This is a genomic window from Neobacillus sp. DHD-1R, assembly GCF_057747995.1.
This window is the reverse complement of record NZ_CM173232.1, coordinates 3,565,837-3,583,700: the sequence shown is the minus strand read 5'-3', so window position 1 is coordinate 3,583,700 and position 17,864 is coordinate 3,565,837. Positions and strand designations below refer to the sequence as shown.

The 17,864-nt window shown below is 39.5% G+C and carries 22 protein-coding genes; 17 read left to right on the top strand and 5 right to left on the bottom strand.

Annotation, left to right across the window (positions count from 1 at the left end):
• Positions 1 to 39: 39 nt before the first annotated feature.
• Entirely contained in the window at positions 40 to 231 is a 192-nt protein-coding gene (locus AC3ANL_RS17640; protein WP_488325704.1) for a YqzH family protein, read from the bottom strand.
• Positions 232 to 375: 144 nt separating this feature from the next.
• Here AC3ANL_RS17640 and AC3ANL_RS17635 point away from each other — a divergent pair, with 144 nt between their 5' ends.
• Entirely contained in the window at positions 376 to 1,635 is a 1,260-nt protein-coding gene (locus AC3ANL_RS17635; RefSeq protein ID WP_488325703.1) for a Y-family DNA polymerase, read from the top strand.
• A 34-nt stretch (positions 1,636 to 1,669) separates the two neighbouring features.
• The gene (locus AC3ANL_RS17630) at positions 1,670 to 2,005 is read left to right on the top strand and encodes a YolD-like family protein (protein WP_488325702.1); all 336 of its coding nucleotides are present in this window, start codon (positions 1,670 to 1,672) and stop codon (positions 2,003 to 2,005) included.
• A 56-nt stretch (positions 2,006 to 2,061) separates the two neighbouring features.
• Here AC3ANL_RS17630 and AC3ANL_RS17625 read toward each other — a convergent pair whose 3' ends face one another.
• The 3 genes from AC3ANL_RS17625 to AC3ANL_RS17615 form a co-directional block, all read right to left on the bottom strand.
• Positions 2,062 to 2,982 (bottom strand): alpha/beta hydrolase, encoded by a 921-nt coding sequence (locus AC3ANL_RS17625; protein WP_488325701.1) that lies wholly within the window; start codon positions 2,980 to 2,982, stop codon positions 2,062 to 2,064.
• A gap of 147 nt (positions 2,983 to 3,129) precedes the next feature.
• Positions 3,130 to 3,273, bottom strand: coding sequence for a hypothetical protein (locus AC3ANL_RS17620; protein ID WP_488325700.1), 144 nt, complete (start codon positions 3,271 to 3,273; stop codon positions 3,130 to 3,132).
• Positions 3,274 to 3,353: 80 nt separating this feature from the next.
• The gene (locus tag AC3ANL_RS17615; protein WP_488325699.1) at positions 3,354 to 4,256 is read right to left on the bottom strand and encodes a hydroxymethylglutaryl-CoA lyase; all 903 of its coding nucleotides are present in this window, start codon (positions 4,254 to 4,256) and stop codon (positions 3,354 to 3,356) included.
• A gap of 189 nt (positions 4,257 to 4,445) precedes the next feature.
• On the opposite strand from AC3ANL_RS17615, the gene AC3ANL_RS17610 reads away from it, so the two are divergent.
• The 3 genes from AC3ANL_RS17610 (at position 4,446) to AC3ANL_RS17600 (ending at position 6,186) form a co-directional block, all read left to right on the top strand.
• Entirely contained in the window at positions 4,446 to 5,138 is a 693-nt protein-coding gene (locus AC3ANL_RS17610) for a CoA transferase subunit A (RefSeq protein ID WP_488325698.1), read from the top strand.
• A gap of 23 nt (positions 5,139 to 5,161) precedes the next feature.
• Entirely contained in the window at positions 5,162 to 5,830 is a 669-nt protein-coding gene (locus AC3ANL_RS17605; protein ID WP_488325697.1) for a 3-oxoacid CoA-transferase subunit B, read from the top strand.
• Positions 5,831 to 5,931: 101 nt separating this feature from the next.
• Positions 5,932 to 6,186: a YqkE family protein gene (locus AC3ANL_RS17600; RefSeq protein WP_488325696.1), complete on the top strand. Its 255-nt coding sequence runs from the start codon at positions 5,932 to 5,934 to the stop codon at positions 6,184 to 6,186.
• Positions 6,187 to 6,300: 114 nt separating this feature from the next.
• Here the strand turns inward: AC3ANL_RS17600 and AC3ANL_RS17595 are convergent, their stop codons facing one another.
• Positions 6,301 to 7,212, bottom strand: coding sequence for an aldo/keto reductase (locus AC3ANL_RS17595; protein ID WP_488325695.1), 912 nt, complete (start codon positions 7,210 to 7,212; stop codon positions 6,301 to 6,303).
• A 194-nt stretch (positions 7,213 to 7,406) separates the two neighbouring features.
• Here AC3ANL_RS17595 and AC3ANL_RS17590 point away from each other — a divergent pair, with 194 nt between their 5' ends.
• From AC3ANL_RS17590 to spoIIAB, 12 genes are all read left to right on the top strand, one after another.
• Positions 7,407 to 7,961, top strand: a complete 555-nt coding sequence (locus AC3ANL_RS17590) for an NUDIX hydrolase (protein WP_488325694.1) — start codon at positions 7,407 to 7,409, stop codon at positions 7,959 to 7,961.
• Positions 7,958 to 9,124: an endonuclease Q family protein gene (locus AC3ANL_RS17585; RefSeq protein WP_488325693.1), complete on the top strand. Its 1,167-nt coding sequence runs from the start codon at positions 7,958 to 7,960 to the stop codon at positions 9,122 to 9,124. The genes AC3ANL_RS17590 and AC3ANL_RS17585 overlap by 4 nt, the downstream gene beginning before the upstream one ends.
• A 227-nt stretch (positions 9,125 to 9,351) precedes the next feature.
• Positions 9,352 to 9,999 (top strand): stage II sporulation protein M, encoded by a 648-nt coding sequence (gene spoIIM, locus AC3ANL_RS17580; RefSeq protein WP_488325692.1) that lies wholly within the window; start codon positions 9,352 to 9,354, stop codon positions 9,997 to 9,999.
• 108 nt (positions 10,000 to 10,107) lie between these two features.
• Positions 10,108 to 10,575 (top strand): ferric iron uptake transcriptional regulator, encoded by a 468-nt coding sequence (fur, locus tag AC3ANL_RS17575; RefSeq protein ID WP_488329766.1) that lies wholly within the window; start codon positions 10,108 to 10,110, stop codon positions 10,573 to 10,575.
• Positions 10,576 to 10,701: 126 nt separating this feature from the next.
• Positions 10,702 to 10,929, top strand: a complete 228-nt coding sequence (locus AC3ANL_RS17570) for a YqzK family protein (RefSeq protein ID WP_488325691.1) — start codon at positions 10,702 to 10,704, stop codon at positions 10,927 to 10,929.
• Between the two features lie 5 nt (positions 10,930 to 10,934).
• Positions 10,935 to 11,828, top strand: a complete 894-nt coding sequence (gene xerD, locus AC3ANL_RS17565; RefSeq protein ID WP_488325690.1) for a site-specific tyrosine recombinase XerD — start codon at positions 10,935 to 10,937, stop codon at positions 11,826 to 11,828.
• A 283-nt stretch (positions 11,829 to 12,111) separates the two neighbouring features.
• The gene (deoB, locus tag AC3ANL_RS17560; protein ID WP_488325689.1) at positions 12,112 to 13,296 is read left to right on the top strand and encodes a phosphopentomutase; all 1,185 of its coding nucleotides are present in this window, start codon (positions 12,112 to 12,114) and stop codon (positions 13,294 to 13,296) included.
• Positions 13,297 to 13,316: 20 nt separating this feature from the next.
• Positions 13,317 to 14,129 (top strand): purine-nucleoside phosphorylase, encoded by an 813-nt coding sequence (locus AC3ANL_RS17555; protein ID WP_488329765.1) that lies wholly within the window; start codon positions 13,317 to 13,319, stop codon positions 14,127 to 14,129.
• A gap of 119 nt (positions 14,130 to 14,248) precedes the next feature.
• Positions 14,249 to 15,553, top strand: a complete 1,305-nt coding sequence (locus tag AC3ANL_RS17550) for a pyrimidine-nucleoside phosphorylase (RefSeq protein WP_488325688.1) — start codon at positions 14,249 to 14,251, stop codon at positions 15,551 to 15,553.
• 158 nt (positions 15,554 to 15,711) lie between these two features.
• On the top strand, positions 15,712 to 16,887 hold the full coding sequence (locus AC3ANL_RS17545; RefSeq protein WP_488325687.1) for a D-alanyl-D-alanine carboxypeptidase family protein: 1,176 nt from the start codon (positions 15,712 to 15,714) through the stop codon (positions 16,885 to 16,887).
• Between the two features lie 184 nt (positions 16,888 to 17,071).
• On the top strand, positions 17,072 to 17,422 hold the full coding sequence (spoIIAA, locus tag AC3ANL_RS17540) for an anti-sigma F factor antagonist (protein WP_488325686.1): 351 nt from the start codon (positions 17,072 to 17,074) through the stop codon (positions 17,420 to 17,422).
• Entirely contained in the window at positions 17,423 to 17,863 is a 441-nt protein-coding gene (gene spoIIAB, locus AC3ANL_RS17535; protein ID WP_488325685.1) for an anti-sigma F factor, read from the top strand.
• Position 17,864 lies beyond the last annotated feature (1 nt).

Below are 17,864 nucleotides of genomic sequence, written 5' to 3'. Positions count from 1 at the left end.
TCGGAAAAAGAATCCTTAATTCCTCCTTCAATTTTTTTATTAATCCGTTAAAAACTCATACACCATATCATTTACAATATCATATAAATTCGCAGAAGGTTCTTCTTCTTTTATTTTAAAAATTCGCCTATTCAGCTCCTCTAACTCTTTCTCACCAATTGGCAGGGAATCCGGATTACCATACTGTTTAAAACAATTTCTTATCATTTTGACCACAAGCTTTTTCTCCATCTATGTACACCTCATCATCATTATATCCTTTTTTACAGTTGGAAACGTGTCAAAAAATTACCATTGAATACGAACGTATATTCGTTTAAAATGTGAATATAATAAAAAAGAACAAACGTTCGATAAAAACAATGGGGGAACGTCATGATTGACTACAGCGCATTGCCGCAAAATCAAATTTTGTGTGTGGACATGAAGAGCTTTTATGCAAGCTGTGCCGCTATCATCCTCGGACTAGACCCTTTGAATTGCTATTTAGCGGTGGCTGGCAACAAGGAACGGCAGGGAAGTGTTGTGCTTGCTGCCTCACCACGTCTAAAAAAAGAATTTGGGATTAAAACAGGTTCAAGACTGTTTGAGATTCCCGATGATCCGAGGATTCAAGTTGTCGAGCCGAAAATGGCGACCTATTTGCGCATTTCAACAGAAATTACCCGGGTATTCAATCGTTATGTTCCAAAAGAAGCTATACATGTTTATAGTGTTGATGAAAGTTTTATTAAAGTAGACGGTGCCATTCATTTGTGGGGCGATGCCCATACGATTGCCAAAAAAATAAAGGGTGATATTGAGCGGGAATTTCAACTGCCATGTGCAGTGGGAATTGGTCCCAATATGTTATTAGCGAAGCTCTGCCTTGACCTTGATGCCAAGAAAAAAGGAGTTGCCGAATGGACATATGAAGATGTTCAGATAAAACTTTGGAATGTGTCGCCCCTTCGAGAAATGTGGGGAATTGGCAGGCGTGTCGAAAAAACATTAAATGGTATGGGTATTTTTACAGTAGGTCAGTTAGCCCGCTACGATTTAGAAAAGCTGGAAAAGAAATTTGGGATTATGGGAAACCAGCTTTATTATCATGCTTGGGGGGTGGATCTTTCCGATTTGGGGGCACCAATTATCCAAGGACAGATCAGCTTTGGAAAGAGTCAAATTCTGCTAAGGGATTATAAAAAGGAAGAAGAAATTAAGGCGGTTATTTTAGAAATGTGCGAAGAAGTTGCCCGAAGAGCACGAACACATCGAAAGGCAGGAAGAACGATTAGTCTTGGAGTCGGTTACAGCCAAGATGAATTTGGCGGCGGTTTTCATCGTTCTAGAACCATCGAGCAGCCAACAAATGTGACGATGGAGCTTTACCGTGTTTGTCTTGAGCTGTTTCATGAGCACTATACTGGAAAGACGGTCCGGCAAATTTCAATTGCCATCAGCAATATTGTTGATGACCGAGAGCTTCAGCTTGATCTGTTTGACATGGGTGCCTATAAGAGGAGAGAACTAGGCTATGTGGTCGATTCCGTCCGCAGGCGCTTTGGTTCAGGCTCTCTACTCCGGGCTGTTTCTTATACGGCGGCAGGAACGGCTAAACACCGGGCGACACTTGTTGGCGGACATAAAAGGTAATAATCGATTCTGAATATGAAAGAAGGAAATGCAGATGATTCGCGACCGCGGGAGAATTAAATGGACGTCGATGATGCTTCCTGAACATGTGAAGATGCTCAGGGATTGGGTAAAAGAAGACCGATACGAACAGAAAAAGGAAATGGATGAACAACAGCTAGAGCTTATGAACGAGATCTTATCCGAAGCAATTGAATTTGATCGGTTTGTTACGATTACCCATTATCGAAACCGAAATTATGAAATCGTAATTGGAAAAATTCATTACTGGGATGAACTAACACAAAGGCTTCATGTGGTAGACCGCTTTAAAGAGATGCACCGGATTCCCATTCAGGCAATTGCTGACATCAGGATAACAGATGTATAAAACAGAGGAGCGCCCAGCGACTAGTGTACGTCGCTAAACGGGCGCTTCCGCTTTTCTTAACTAGGTAATACACGATCAACGTATTTTTGTAAAAATTCATCAATCACGCGTTCATAATCCGCACGGTTTTCATTAAAGGACTGGGCATGTCGGCCGTTAGCAGCCATAAAGAGCATTTTAGGTCCCTTTTTTTGCTCAAATAAATCTTTTGTCATAGAAGGGAGAATAAAATCATCCTTTTGACTGTGAATGAACAAAACGGGATGCTTGATATTTTCAATGACGGAAATGGGCGAAACATTTCGAATCGAATACTTATCACGAAGGCGTAAAAAGGCATCACCGATGGGCAGTAATAGACCTGGAATGAGCTTGAAGTCCTTTTTAATGAGGTAGGCAAGCTGCTCTTTAAAATCAGAAAATGGGCAATCTGCAATGTAAAAATCTGCGCCGTCCTCCAAAAGTCCAGCGTATAAAAGCATAGTAGCAGCCCCCATTGATTCACCATGAATTCCTAGTTCAAGATGAGGTCCTTTTTCTTTTTTGAGCCAATCAACAACCGTTTTTAAATCAAATTTTTCATAATGGCCAAAGCTGGTTGTTTTTCCGCCTGATTCCCCGTGACGACGATGGTCGTAAATTAGCGCATTAAAGCCACGCTCAAAGAAAAGATTCGCATATTTAATCGAATTGATTTTTGTTTCGGTCACACCATGAGAAATAATGATATAGCGATTGGTCTGGTGTGGTTCAACCAAAAGGGCTTTGATTGGATAACCAAAAGGAGAAGGAATGTCCACTTCCCGCTTTGGAAGGGACTCAAATTCATCCGGATTATACCGGCCGGCTTCCTTTTCCCGTTTTAAGATTAATTCCTCATCCTTCTTTTTCATATACATGAGCCGGTTTGTAAAGTACAAGCCGAGAGATAGCCAGAAGAATAATAAAACAAACAATGCACGAAATGCCTTTTTCATATTGGCACCTCCCGAGGTAATTGATATTTACTGTAACATATGAAAAATAAGTTCCCAGCGCCCATAAATTGATAGTATTTATTTTACCATATCGCTCCTTATCCAAACAAAAAGCCGCTGTTACCCATGAGCGGCTTTGATCATCATTTATTGCTCAGCATTCTGCCTCTTCGTTGGGTGGAGTGCCTTTTCTAGTTCTTCGGAGGCAATCATCCGCTTGCCTCCACCAGCTGCTGTGTCTGCATAGTTCTTCCCTTGCTGACTGTATCCTTTATCGCGTTTCTGGCTCATAATCTTAATCTCCCTTCAAAGTAGTCTCATTTAATAAGATGGATTACCAGTAGACTGATTATTCACTGAAAAAAACGATTCTAGACAATTTGGGTATGAAGTCGATAATAGCCTGTTTCAATGGGCCTTGAAAGATGAGGACGAACAAGTTCGATGGCATTCATTAGCAGAGGAAGATCCACGCCCGTATCAATCCCCATTCGCTCCAACATGTAAACAACATCCTCTGTCGCAGCATTTCCTGCAGCACCCGGTGCAAATGGACAGCCTCCGAGTCCACCGGCAGACGTATCAAACCGTTCGATCCCTGCTTGGAGAGAAGCCAAAATATTCGCGAGGCCCAGCTTACGTGTGTCATGAAAATGGGCTGTTAACAGGGTATCTGGGAATGCACTCTTTAGTTTAGAAAATAAAGAGTAGGCTTCATTTGGTGCCGCCATTCCGATTGTATCAGCAACGCTCAATTCATCAACACCTGCCTCAATGAATTCATGGCAAAGCTTTAATGTATCATTTTCAGTCATTTTCCCTTCGTAAGGACAATAAAAGGCAGTTGAAATACAGGCGCGGACAAAATAATTCTTTTCTTTTAGTTCGAGGATGAGGGGTTTTAATTCTGTCATACTATCCTGAGTTGATTTATTAATGTTTTTTAAATTAAAGCTATTGCTGACACCAACAAATAGGGCAACAGCTTGACAATTACTGGAATAAACCCGATTAATTCCTATACGGTTAGGGGCAAGAACAATATTTTTTGTCTTTCCATCAAGGCAATCAGCCGCAATTTCAGCAGCATCGCCCATCTGTGGAACCCATTTCGGTGACACGAACGAAGTCAGTTCCATTTCCTGCAGTCCAGCCTTTCTCAAACTGGCGATAAATTGCTTTTTTATGTCAGTCGGTACAAATAACTTCTCGTTTTGCAGCCCGTCACGTGGACCTACTTCGATAATCGTCACTTTTTTAGGTAAATTAAACATCATTTTCCCCCTTTAATGTTCATACTTTCATTGTAGTAGGGTTATTTTCTAAAAATCAAGAAAAAAGGGAATTTTGACAAAATTAGAGGAATTTTTTGAATTAAACTCGAAGATATAAAAGGATTTATGAAAACGCTTCATTGGTTGTTTATAGGTCAAACTTTTAATGTTGAGGGGGAGAGAGCAATAATGAAAAAAATTTGTGTATCCTTCGAGGATGCTGTTGCTGATATTCAAGATGGGGCTACATTAATGGTTGGCGGATTTGGTTTGTGCGGTATTCCAGAAAACCTTATCTTAGCATTAGCCGAAAAAGGTGTGAAGGATTTAACGGTCATTTCAAATAACTGCGGAATTGATGAGTGGGGCTTAGGGCTTCTACTAAATAATAAACAAATTAAAAAAATGATTGGCTCCTATGTGGGTGAAAATAAAGAATTTGAGAGACAGGTGTTAACAGGGGAACTAGCGGTAGAATTGACACCGCAAGGTACATTGGCTGAAAAAATCCGAGCAGGAGGGGCAGGAATTCCGGCGTTTTATACTCCGGCCGGTGTAGGCACACCGATTGCTAACGGGAAAGAAACGAAGGTCTTTAATGGCAGAGAATATTTGTTAGAGGAAGCGCTAACGGCCGATTTTAGTTTAGTTAGAGCATGGAAAGGCGACAAAATGGGAAATCTTGTCTACCACAAAACCGCACGTAACTTTAATCCGCTGATCGCCGCAGCTGGTAAGGTTACCATTGCCGAAGTGGAGACCCTTTATGAAATTGGTGACCTGGATGCTAATTTTATCCATACTCCAAGCATTTATGTTCAAGCCATGATTGAGGGAAAACAGGAAAAACGAATTGAGAGATTAACCACCGTGCAAAAGTAGAGTAGATAGGAGGAGAGAGCACCATGACGAATGAGAAAGGATCTGTCAGAGAGAGAATTGCAATTAGGGCAGAGAAGGAAATAGAAAATGGTTTTTATGTCAACCTAGGTATCGGAATGCCAACCCTTGTTGCTAATTATATGTCACCTAATAAACAAGTGGTGTTACAGTCAGAAAACGGTCTTCTCGGCATTGGACCATACCCAGAGGAGAACGAAGTGGATCCCGATTTGATAAATGCCGGTAAGGAGACGGTTACGGCCATTAGTGGTGCTGCCTATTTCGATAGTGCCGAATCGTTTGCAATGATTCGCGGCGGACATGTAAACTTAGCCATTCTCGGTGGAATGGAAGTATCTGAAACGGGTGACTTAGCAAATTGGATGATCCCCGGAAAGATGATAAAAGGAATGGGCGGTGCGATGGATTTAGTTCACGGGGCCCAGAAAATCATTGTTATTATGGAACATGTAAATAAAAAAGGTGAATCGAAAATATTAAAACGATGTACCTTGCCGTTAACAGGAAAAGGGGTAGTTAATCGGATTATCACGGATCGGGCAGTTCTGGATGTGACAGATTCTGGATTACGACTCGTCGAAGTCGCTATTGGCTTTACAGTAGAGGATATCATTCATTCTACAGAAGCTGCCTTACATGTAGACAACAACGTGAAATTAGATGCATATTAATGGTGAAAGCAGGCTGTCCAAAAGACAGTCTGCCTTTTTCATGTAGGCTATTGTGCGAAATGGTATAATAGAAAGAGATTTTTTTGATGGAGGAGTTTAGAATGAAAAAGCAAAAGAGACAAACTAATCAATCTAAACCTAAAAAGGAAGATGCAGCGGTAACGCTAAAAGATTTGATTAACGTAGACCTAATCAAGCAATTAAAAGAGCAACAAGACCAGCTCAAGGCTGAGGAGGAAAGAAAAAAAGAAGCGGAAGACCAACGAAAACGGGAAGAACGCCGATTAAAAGAAAAAAACAAATCGTTTGAAGAACTGTTAAACGAGAGCGGGATGAACTGGAAGGAATTTAAATAAACATGTTAAAGGAGAGCAAAAGCTCTCCTTTTTATATAAGAAATTATAAGTAGTGGATTTGTGAAATGTCTAGCTCCAGGCCATACGCCGCTGACCAGGGCGCTTCCGCTTTTCTTAACGGTGTTCTTTATAAATACTAGCTTTTGTTAGCTCTTTAATCACTGTGATTTCCCCATCTGTCAGCGGCTGGCTCTTAACTGCACTGGCATTTCTCCGAATCTGTTCTGGACTGCTGGCCCCGGCAACAACTGCAGCCACTACAGGGTTGGCAAGATTATACTGGAGGGCAACCTCGGTAAATGGCCGGCCGTCAGCCACTTTTTCTTTTAAGATCGGCAAGAGAGTACTTAAGTGCTCGTAAGTATAATCTAGGTAGCCTTTTTCAGACGCCTTTTGTAACAGCCTATCACTCAGTAATCCCTTGGCAAGTGGACCTCGGGTGACAACACTAATGCCATGCTCTTGTAAGAGGGGCAATGCTTCTTCCTCAGGTCTTCGGTCTAATATACTATATTGCATCATCACAGAGATCATCCTGGATTTTTTCGCATACTCTCTGATCACATTTGGACGAATCGATGAGATACCATAGTAGCGAATGAACCCTTCTGCTTTCAACTCTTCAAATGCTTCAATTGTTTCATCAATCCGATCTTCTAAAGTACCGCCATGTAGTTGATATAGATCAATATAGTCCGTCCCAAGCCGCTTTAAACTGGATTTCACTTCTTCCTTTATATATGCCTTGGAAGCATCCCAAGTCCAGCCGGTTTGATCTGGTTTCCAGCGGTTACCAACCTTCGTTGCAAGCACTACCTGTTCCCGAACAGTCTTTAACGACTGCCCTACTATTTTTTCATTAACACCAAAATCATATAAATCAGCGGTATCAAAATAATTAATTCCTTCTTCAAGTGCGGCCTCAATAATATTTCTTGCTGCTTTCTCATCTGTGCCAATAGACATACAGCCAAGACCCAATTCCGATACATATAAATCCGAATGACCTAATCTTCTCTTTTTCAAGAAAATCCCTCCGCTCTTTTCTACTGTTTAGCTCCAGTGACTAGTGTCCTTCGCTAAACGGACGCTTTTCTTTTAATTTTATAAAATAACGGGGAAGACTACAAACGGAAGGTCTTATTCATTTCATCACGCTCCATTTAAAGTATAATAAAAAGATACGTAAGTCTTACGGAATAGAACAGGAGTTGACAATAATGACAAACTTAGAAGAAAAGACAATCCGGAGTGAAGAATTATTCTCTGGAAAAGTAATCAGCCTTCATTTACAGGATGTAGAGCTGCCGAATGGAAAACAAGCTAAACGAGAAATTATTAAACATCCTGGGGCTGTAGCCATATTAGCTATTACCGATGAAAATAAAATCGTCATGGTGGAACAATATCGTCAAGCATTAGAGAGAACGATTGTCGAAATTCCCGCTGGAAAACTTGAAAAGGGTGAAGAACCGGCGAGTTGTGCACGAAGAGAATTAGAAGAAGAAACCGGCTATGAATGCCAAAGTCTAGAACTAATAACCTCATTCTATACATCACCAGGATTTGCTGATGAAATTGTCCATGTCTTTTTAGCAAAAGGACTAACGAAAAAAGAAAATTCTGCCGCACTTGATGAAGATGAATTTGTTAGTCTTGAAGAATTAACACTCGAAGAAGCCCAGCGATATGTAACAGACCAAAAAATTTATGACGCAAAAACCATTTTTGCCGTTCAATATTTACAATTACAAGAGGCGCTGAAACATAAATGAATCATTATTATGTAGATCTACATATCCATATTGGACGTACATGGACGGGGAAACCGGTTAAAATTACAGGAGCTAAATCATTAACGTTCACGAATATAATTGAACATGCCCGGCATGAAAAAGGACTTAATATGGTTGGAATTATTGACAGCCATTCACCGGAAGTCATATTGGAGATGGAGAGTCTTATTCAGAGTGGTGAAATCATCGAACATCCAGATGGAGGCTTGCGATTTGGTGATTTAACGGTAATCCCGGGTTCTGAATTGGAGATTTACGATGAACAAAGTAATGGACCGATTCACTTGCTATGTTATTTTCCGTATCTTTCCATCATGAAAGAGTTCTCTACTTGGCTTTCGGGGCATTTGAAAAACATTCAATTGAGTTCTCAACGAATTTACGTAACAGGTTTGGTCTTGCAAAAAAAAGTAAAAGACTTAGGCGGTATTTTTATTCCTGCTCATGTTTTTACTCCTTTCAAAAGCTTATATGGGAAAGGGGTAAATAAGTCTCTAGCAGAGGTGTTAGATCCAAATTTAATTGATGGAATTGAACTAGGTCTAAGCTCTGATACGAGCATGGCAGATCAATTAGGCGAATTACATGATTATACATTTGTCACAAACTCGGACGCACACTCGCTGGCAAAAATTGCCAGAGAATACCAAGTAGTGGCGATGGAAGAGCCTACGTTTTTAGAATTGCAAAAAGCATTAAAGGGGGAAGACGGACGAAAGATAATCGCTAATTATGGGCTTGATCCATTACTTGGAAAGTATCATAAAACGGTTTGTGCAAAATGTCTGAATCCCATAACGAAGGATGAGCAAATCTGTCCAAGTTGCGGTCATAAAAAGATTATTAAGGGCGTAGCTGATCGAATCCTTGAATTGAAGACGGCTGAGACAAGTCCTCCTGGGCGACCTCCCTATGTACATCAAGTTCCGCTAGAGTTCATTCCTGGCTTAGGACCACGTTTACTTGAAAAGCTTGTCAATCATTTTGGCAGTGAAATGGCTATTTTGCATGAAGTCCCTTATGGGGCATTAAAGGAAGTTGTCCCTGAAAAAATCGCCGACGTGATTATGAGAGCTAGAGTAGGAAAAATAAACCTGGCAGCTGGCGGGGGCGGTAAATATGGAAAGATTGCAGATCAATAAGCAATGAAACGAAAACGAAGGTGTCCTAAATAAAGTGTTAGACCTCACAGCCTCAACATATCGCTAACTTTTCCTATAGGCGACTTCTTTTTGAATGTTAAACGTGAGGTCCAACTCTTTAGGGACACCCTCTTTTTTTTAATTTGAAATCTACTAATTTTGGTCATAGAAAAACTAGACTGGCATAAACTGTAGTAACCGATTGAGATTAATAGGGGGAAACGCAGATGAAAAAACGATTGTACCAGTCAGATGCCGCTAGTTATTTCCGTGAGCATTCCTCAATTTTTTTATTTATAGTCATATTATTTCTAATGGGGGTAATCTTTGGTGCTATTGTTGTCAATAGTATGAGCATTACTCAGAAGGAAGATTTATTCTATTATTTATCCCAATTTTTTGGTCAAGTCTCTAATGCAAAGGTATCAGAAGACAACGATTTATTTTTGCAAAGCTTTTTCCATAATAGTAAATTCATTGGACTTATGTGGATCCTAGGTATATCCATTATTGGTCTGCCTATCATTCTCGTTCTCTTATTTATTAAAGGAATGGTGGTCGGATTTACTGTTGGGTTTCTTGTTAGTCAGATGGGCTGGAAAGGCTTTATGTTAGCGTTTGTTTCAATCCTTCCACAGAATTTGATTATTATTCCTGTGTTTATTTTAATGGCTGCATTCTCAGTAATCTTCTCAATAAGAATGATAAAAAGACAATTTATGAAGAAATATGCACAGCCCATTCTGCCCTTCTTTAAAAGATATATTTTTGCTCTACTTATCGCAGTAATATTTATTTCAGCTGCCTCAGGAGTGGAAGCATACCTATCACCATGGCTGATGAAAACGGTGATAAGTTCGACTGTTTTAAAATAATTATCATTTAATATAAAATATAAATAACAGTTTATAATGATTTTATTTTGAATCTCTTTTGTCATCTGTTATAATGAGAATTAACAGTGGCGAGGGAGGGCCTTCATGATGGAAACTAGAATAGATAGAATAAAGAAACAGTTGCATTCGGCGAGTTATAAACTAACCCCTCAACGTGAAGCAACCGTTCGAGTTTTGCTAGAAAATGAAGAGGATCATTTAAGTGCAGAAGATGTGTACCTCCTCGTAAAAGAAAAATCGCCTGAAATTGGTTTAGCAACTGTTTATCGAACATTGGAATTGTTAACGGAATTAAAAATTGTCGATAAAATAAATTTTGGTGATGGTGTTTCTCGATATGACCTTCGCCAGGAAGGTGCAGCACATTTTCACCATCATCTTGTTTGTATTGAATGTGGTGCAGTTGATGAAATTCAAGAAGACTTACTTGAAGATGTAGAAGCTGTGGTAGAACGAAGATGGAATTTTAAAATAAAAGATCATCGCCTTACCTTTCATGGAATCTGTTACCGCTGTTTAGATAAAGCCAAAGAAGAAGAAGAAAAAACTGAATAACTCTAAAAACAGGAGCTCTTTTTACGGAAAAGGGCTTTTTTCTTTTGTAGGATAGGGAAGAATAGGTATAAAACTTGTACAACTTGGCATACCATTTACTAGATAATCGTAAATGGGGGAAGTAAGATGATGTCTTTTATTAAAATTGTACTACAAACCTTAAAGGTTTTTATCATATTCACCGGATGCACGATTCTCTTTTATTATGGTATCATGTGGGTAACTGAAGAATACCAAAATTATCATCGCTATGATGGACCGGAAGGAGCTGCGCTGAAGGTTTCGAACGCAGTAGATGAAGATAGTTCTTCCTTGTTAGATCGGCTGATGTTGTTTTATTTAAATGGGGAGTAATAGTGATGGAAGAACATTTAAAAGATTTTATGAATTACTTAATAGTAGAAAAAGGGCTTGCGAAGAATACGATTATTTCATATCAACGCGATTTAAAAAGCTACCTTCATTATTTGAAAACTGAGGAATCGCTCCAATCATTAAATGGTGTGCAGCGTGTGCATATCGTTCATTTTTTAAATTTTTTAAAGGATCATGGAAAATCGTCGAAAACCATGGCACGACATATTGCCTCTATTCGTGCTTTTCATCAATTTTTATTACGTGCTAAGGCAACAGACCAAGACCCATCCGTTTTAATCGAAACACCAAAGCTTGAAAGAGCTCTTCCAAAGGTATTGAGTTTACAGGAAGTAGAAGTCCTTTTGGAGGCACCGAACCCCCATGACCACTTTGGTATCAGGGACAAGGCCATGCTGGAACTCCTTTATGCTACAGGGATCCGTGTGAGTGAATTAATTGGACTTCAATTGGAAGATGTCCATTTAACAATGGGATTTATTCGCTGCCTGGGAACAGGAAATAAAGAGCGTATTATTCCAATTGGAAGGACGGCGCTAGGAGCAATCCAAAATTATTTAGACCATGGCAGACCCCATTTTGTATCAACAAAACATCGGGATGATGCTTTGTTCTTAAATCATCAAGGGCATAAGTTAACAAGACAAGGTTTTTGGAAAATATTAAAAAAGTTGGCGAAAGAAGCGGGAATTGATAAAGATCTGACTCCGCAAACCCTTCGTCATTCTTTTGCCACACATTTACTTGAAAATGGTGCAGACTTAAGGGCAGTTCAAGAAATGTTAGGGCATGCAGATATTTCAACTACTCAAATCTATTCAAATGTTACAAAAACAAGAATTAAGGATGTGTACAGTAAATTTCATCCGAGAGCTTGATAGAATGATAGTTTTAAAGTGTTAAAAAGTCGCCTTGAATTTTGGCGGCTTTTTTCTTGTAATTTTATATACATTTAGTAAAATAAAGATGTCAGACTTCTGACGAATAAAATAATAATAGGGTTTCATAATCCTATTTCCTAGCGGACAATATATTAATGTCTGGTTCTTTAATTGCAACCGTTTTCGATGGAAATTGGTGGAGCGCTGTGCAAATCATTCAATATAAATGGTTGCGTGAACGCCATAAAGGTTTTCTACGATAAAAGGAGGAAGAAATGGTATGACTGCAAATACATATAAACGTATTTTTATCATTGTAATGGATTCAGTTGGTATAGGAGAAGCACCTGATGCCGAAAAATTTGGTGATAAAGGCGCAGATACTTTTGGTCATATTGCCGAGAGAATGAACGGGCTTCATATGCCAAATATGGCAAAGTTGGGATTAAGTAATATCCGTGAAATTAAAGGAATTGAAAAGGCTGATAAGCCGTTAGCATTTTACACAAAAATGATGGAGGCATCAAACGGGAAAGATACCATGACAGGACATTGGGAAATAATGGGTTTGAACATTCAAACACCTTTCCGCGTGTTCCCTGATGGTTTTCCAGATGAACTTCTTTCTGAATTAGAACAACGGACCGGCAGAAAGATTATTGGCAATAAACCGGCAAGTGGAACAGAAATTCTCGTTGAACTCGGTGAAGAGCATATGAAAACGGGGGCATTGATTGTCTATACTTCGGCAGACTCTGTTCTTCAAATAGCAGCCCACGAAGAAATTGTTCCACTTGAAGAGCTTTATAATATTTGTAAAATTGCCCGTGAATTGACACTTGATGAGAAATACATGGTGGGCCGTGTCATTGCCCGGCCATTCTTGGGTGAACCAGGAAACTTTACACGGACGCCAAACCGTCACGATTATGCATTAAAGCCATTTGACCGCACGGTGATGAGTGAATTAAAAGACGCTGGTTTTGATGTGATTGCCATCGGGAAAATTTCAGATATATATGATGGAGAAGGTGTGACAAAATCATTAAGAACCGTTTCTAATATGGATGGTATGGATAAGCTCGTCGAAACATTTGATATGGACTTCACTGGAATCAGCTTTTTAAACTTGGTAGATTTTGATGCCTTATATGGCCATCGCCGTGATCCTGAAGGTTATGGGAAAGCACTACAAGAATACGATGCCCGCCTGCCTGAAGTATTTGCAAAAATGACGGAAGACGACTTATTAATGATTACAGCGGACCATGGTAATGATCCAGTTGCTCCTGGCACGGATCATACTCGTGAATATGTACCGTTACTTGTTTACTCTAAAAAGTTAACCGAAGGAAAAGAACTTCCATTACGAGAAACATTTGCCGACCTTGGAGCAACCGTTGCGGAAAACTTTAATGTAAAATTACCAAACTACGGCAAAAGCTTTTTAAATGAATTGAAATAGGGAAGGGAATGATGATCAATATGGAGAAAATCCAAAATGCTGCTAGCTTTTTACAAAAAAAATATTCAAATACGCCCAAAGTGGGACTAATACTAGGATCTGGGCTGGGAGTTCTAGCTGATGAAATCGTGAATCCTGTTAAAATACCATATAATGAGATACCTGATTTTCCTGTTTCAACCGTAGAGGGCCATGCTGGTCAGCTCGTATTTGGAGAACTAAATGGTGTAGAGGTTGTTGCAATGCAAGGCCGATTCCATTTTTATGAAGGATATAGTATGGATAAAGTGACATTCCCTGTCCGTGTTATGAAAGAATTAGGGGTTGAAATTTTAATTGTCACCAATGCAGCCGGTGGCGTAAATGAAAGCTTTACTGCTGGGGATTTGATGATTATAACAGATCATATTAATAATATGGGGACTAATCCATTAATTGGACCTAATGATTCAAAGCTAGGCGTCCGCTTTCCTGATATGTCTGAGGCCTATACGAAGGAATTACGTACGATCGCAAGAGAAATTGCTGCCGGCTTAAACATTAAAGTACAAGAAGGGGTCTATTTCGGAAATCCTGGACCTGTATATGAAACACCAGCAGAAATACGAATGGTTCGCGTTCTCGGCGGAGATGCGGTTGGAATGTCCACTGTACCTGAAGTGATTGTTGCCCGCCATAGTGGGATGAAGGTTCTAGGTATTTCATGTATCTCTAATATGGCAGCAGGCATTCTTAATCAACCGTTAACACATGATGAAGTCATTGAAACGACAGAAAAAGTGAAAGCTGACTTTTTACGCTATATAAAAGAAATCGTAAAAAGGATTGGATAAAAAGAAGACGCATTGTTTTCACGCTGCTACAGGGCGACATGGAGCAGGAAATGTCTCATGGAGCAAGCTATAAATTGTGTTTAAGGATTGCAAAATAAAAAAATTAGTGGTGATAATTGATGAGAATGGTTGACTTAATTGAGAAAAAAAGAGATGGGCACGAACTATCAACAGAAGAAATTAAATTTATTATTAACGGTTATACAGATGGTTCCATTCCAGATTACCAAGTTAGTGCATTAACAATGGCTATTTATTTTAAAGGAATGACTGAAAAAGAGAGAGCCGATTTAACCATGGCAATGGTTGAATCAGGTGATCAAATTGATCTATCCCAAATCGAGGGGATTAAGGTCGACAAGCATTCAACAGGAGGAGTAGGTGATACAACGACACTTGTTCTTGGCCCTCTTGTTGCTGCATTGGATGTTCCAATTGCGAAAATGTCTGGGCGCGGATTGGGTCATACGGGTGGAACAATTGATAAATTAGAAGCAGTGAAAGGCTTCCATGTAGAAATTGAAAATGATGAATTTATTGAATTAGTTAATAAAAATAAGATTGCTGTAATAGGTCAAAGCGGAAACTTAACACCTGCTGATAAGAAGTTATATGCATTACGAGATGTTACAGCGACAGTCGATAGTATTCCACTTATTGCCAGCTCTATTATGAGTAAAAAAATTGCTGCTGGTGCAGATGCAATTGTCCTTGATGTAAAAACGGGTGCCGGTGCCTTCATGAAGACATTGGAGGATTCAAAGGAATTAGCAAGAGCAATGGTACGAATCGGCAATAATGTAGGCAGAAAGACAATGGCTGTTATTTCAGATATGAGCCAGCCGCTCGGATTTGCAATCGGAAATGCACTAGAAGTGAAAGAAGCAATTGACACCTTAAAAGGGGAAGGACCTGAGGACTTAACAGAATTATGTTTAACGCTTGGTAGTCACATGGTCTACTTAGCGGAAAAAGCTAGTTCATTGGAAGAAGCACGCGGACTCCTTGAAAATGTCATTAAAGATGGATCTGCACTTGAAAAACTTAAAGTATTCTTAAGCTCCCAAGGTGGAGACGCCTCTATCGTGGACGATCCATCAAAAATGCCCCAAGCAAAGTATGTGATTGAGCTTGAAGCAAAAGAAGATGGCTACGTGGCAGAGATTGTGGCAGATGAAGTAGGAACGGCAGCGATGCTGCTTGGAGCTGGACGTGCAACGAAGGAATCTGTGATTGACCTTGCGGTAGGTCTTGTGTTAAGAAAAAAAATTGGTGACCAAGTGAAAAAAGGCGAATCCTTAGTCACGATCTACAGCAACTTTGAAAATGTAGAAGAAGTAATCGAAAAACTTTATCAAAATATTAAGGTTACCACCTCCAAAGTAGAGGCACCAATCCTTATTCATGGAGAAATAACAGAATAAAACAATAGCAATTAGATGTCACTTAAGGGTGTCAGGCACCATGTGAAAAATTCACATGGTGCCTGACACCCTTTTTTATTTTCCATGATAGGAAAATATTGTATAAAGTTATTTATTTTGGAAAAAATGGAGCATATAAAGAATGGAGGGTTATGCGAATGAAACGACTTGTCTCTTTCATAGTGACATCTTTTTTACTTACAAGTTTGTGGAGTCCATCCGCTGCATTTGCAGCTGAAGAAAAAAAGAATGCTGATATTGTCAGCAATGTAAAATCCGCTATTTTAATTGAACGTGATACAGGGACAGTTCTCTATGAGAAAAATAGTAACGAAGAGCTGCCGCCTGCAAGTATGACCAAAATTATGACGATGCTGTTAATTATGGAAGCATTGGATCAAGGAAAACTGACATGGAATGAAAAAATAAGGGCAAGCGAGTATGCAGCCTCAATGGGTGGTTCACAAATTTTCCTTGAGCCTGGCGAAGAAATGACAACAAAAGAGATGCTTAGAGGAATTGCCATTGGTTCTGGAAATGACGCCTCGGTAGCGATGGCTGAGAGAATTGCAGGTTCTGAAGAAGCATTTGTTGATAGGATGAATGCTAAGGCAAAAGAGCTAGGGCTCAAGCATACGTTCTTTAAAAATACAACAGGACTTCCCGTCACAGGGCATTTCAGCACTGCAGCTGATATGGCTGTTATGGCAAAAGAACTGTTGAAATATGAAGACATTACAAAATTTACGGGAATGTATGAGGCGTATCTTCGGGAAAATACAGACAAAAAGTTTTGGCTTGTTAATACCAACAAATTGGTCCGCTTTTATCCAGGGGTGGATGGGTTAAAAACAGGTTTTACCGCTGAAGCAAAATACTGCTTAACCGCAACAGCCCAAAAAGACGGCATGCGAGTGATTGCTGTTGTATTTGGTGCCCCAACCTCAAAGGAAAGAAATGCACAAGTGACCAAAATGCTAAATTATGCCTTTGCACAATATCAAACACATCCAATGTATAAACGGAATGAAACAATTGGTCAAGCCAAAGTAAGTAAAGGGAAGGAAAAGTCTGTTCAAGCTGTTACAAGCGAACCACTTTCATTACTGACAAAAAAAGGTGAAAAGACCGAAGATGTGAAACAAAAAGTAGAACTGAAAAAAAACCTTAATGCTCCGATAAAGAAGGGGGATCAGATAGGGACGATTAAGCTCATGAAGGGCGGTAAGGTCATCCTTGAAAGCCCTGTAGTGGCGAATAAAGATGTAAAGGAAGCCGGGTGGTGGACGCTATATAAGCGATCATTTGGCATGTTTACAAAAGCCGGAAAATAATTGAACTAATCGGATTCGTATCTGCATAGGCCTCTATAGTAGATGTTCGTGGTGGCAGCGTTGTCGAAACTACAAAGTACATTACTAATTTTATCGAAATACGACTAGTTTTGTATTTATAGAAGGATATTACCGTTTGAAAATAGAATTCACTCACTATACCAGATTAAGGAGGCCAGGCATAGTGAGTTTAAACATTGAGATGGAAACAAAACACGATGTCTTATGTATTCGCTTAAGTGGTGAATTAGATCACCATACAGCCGATGAATTGCGTGAACAAGCAACATCTGTAATTGAGAAAAACGACATTCGTCATATTGTCTTAAATCTAGAACAACTTACCTTCATGGATAGCTCTGGATTAGGGGTTATTATAGGCAGATACAAACAAATAAAACAGGTGCACGGTGAAATGGTGGTCTGTGCGATTTCCCCTGCAATACAAAGATTATTCGATATGTCAGGTTTATTTAAAATTGTCAAATTAGAACCGACAGAAGAATTTGCATTGCAAAGATTGGGGGTGGCCTGAGTGAAGAATGAAATGAATCTTCAATTCAGTGCTTTAAGTCAAAATGAGTCATTTGCCCGTGTAACTGTTGCAGCATTTATTGCCCAACTTGATCCTACAATGGATGAGCTGACAGAAATTAAAACCGTCGTTTCAGAAGCCGTAACCAATGCCATTATTCATGGTTATGAAAATGATCCAAGTGGAATTGTGTATATTCAAGTTTCGATTGAGGATGGTCTGATCGATATGACCATTAAAGATGTTGGTTTAGGAATTGTAGATGTGGAGGAAGCTCGTCAGCCATTATTCACAACAAAGCCGGATTTGGAACGTTCCGGTATGGGTTTCACTATCATGGAAAATTTCATGGATGAGGTAGAGGTTCATTCACAGCCAGGTCGAGGAACCGAGGTTAGATTACGGAAGCATTTAAAACTTAACAAAATGCTTTGCAATTAAG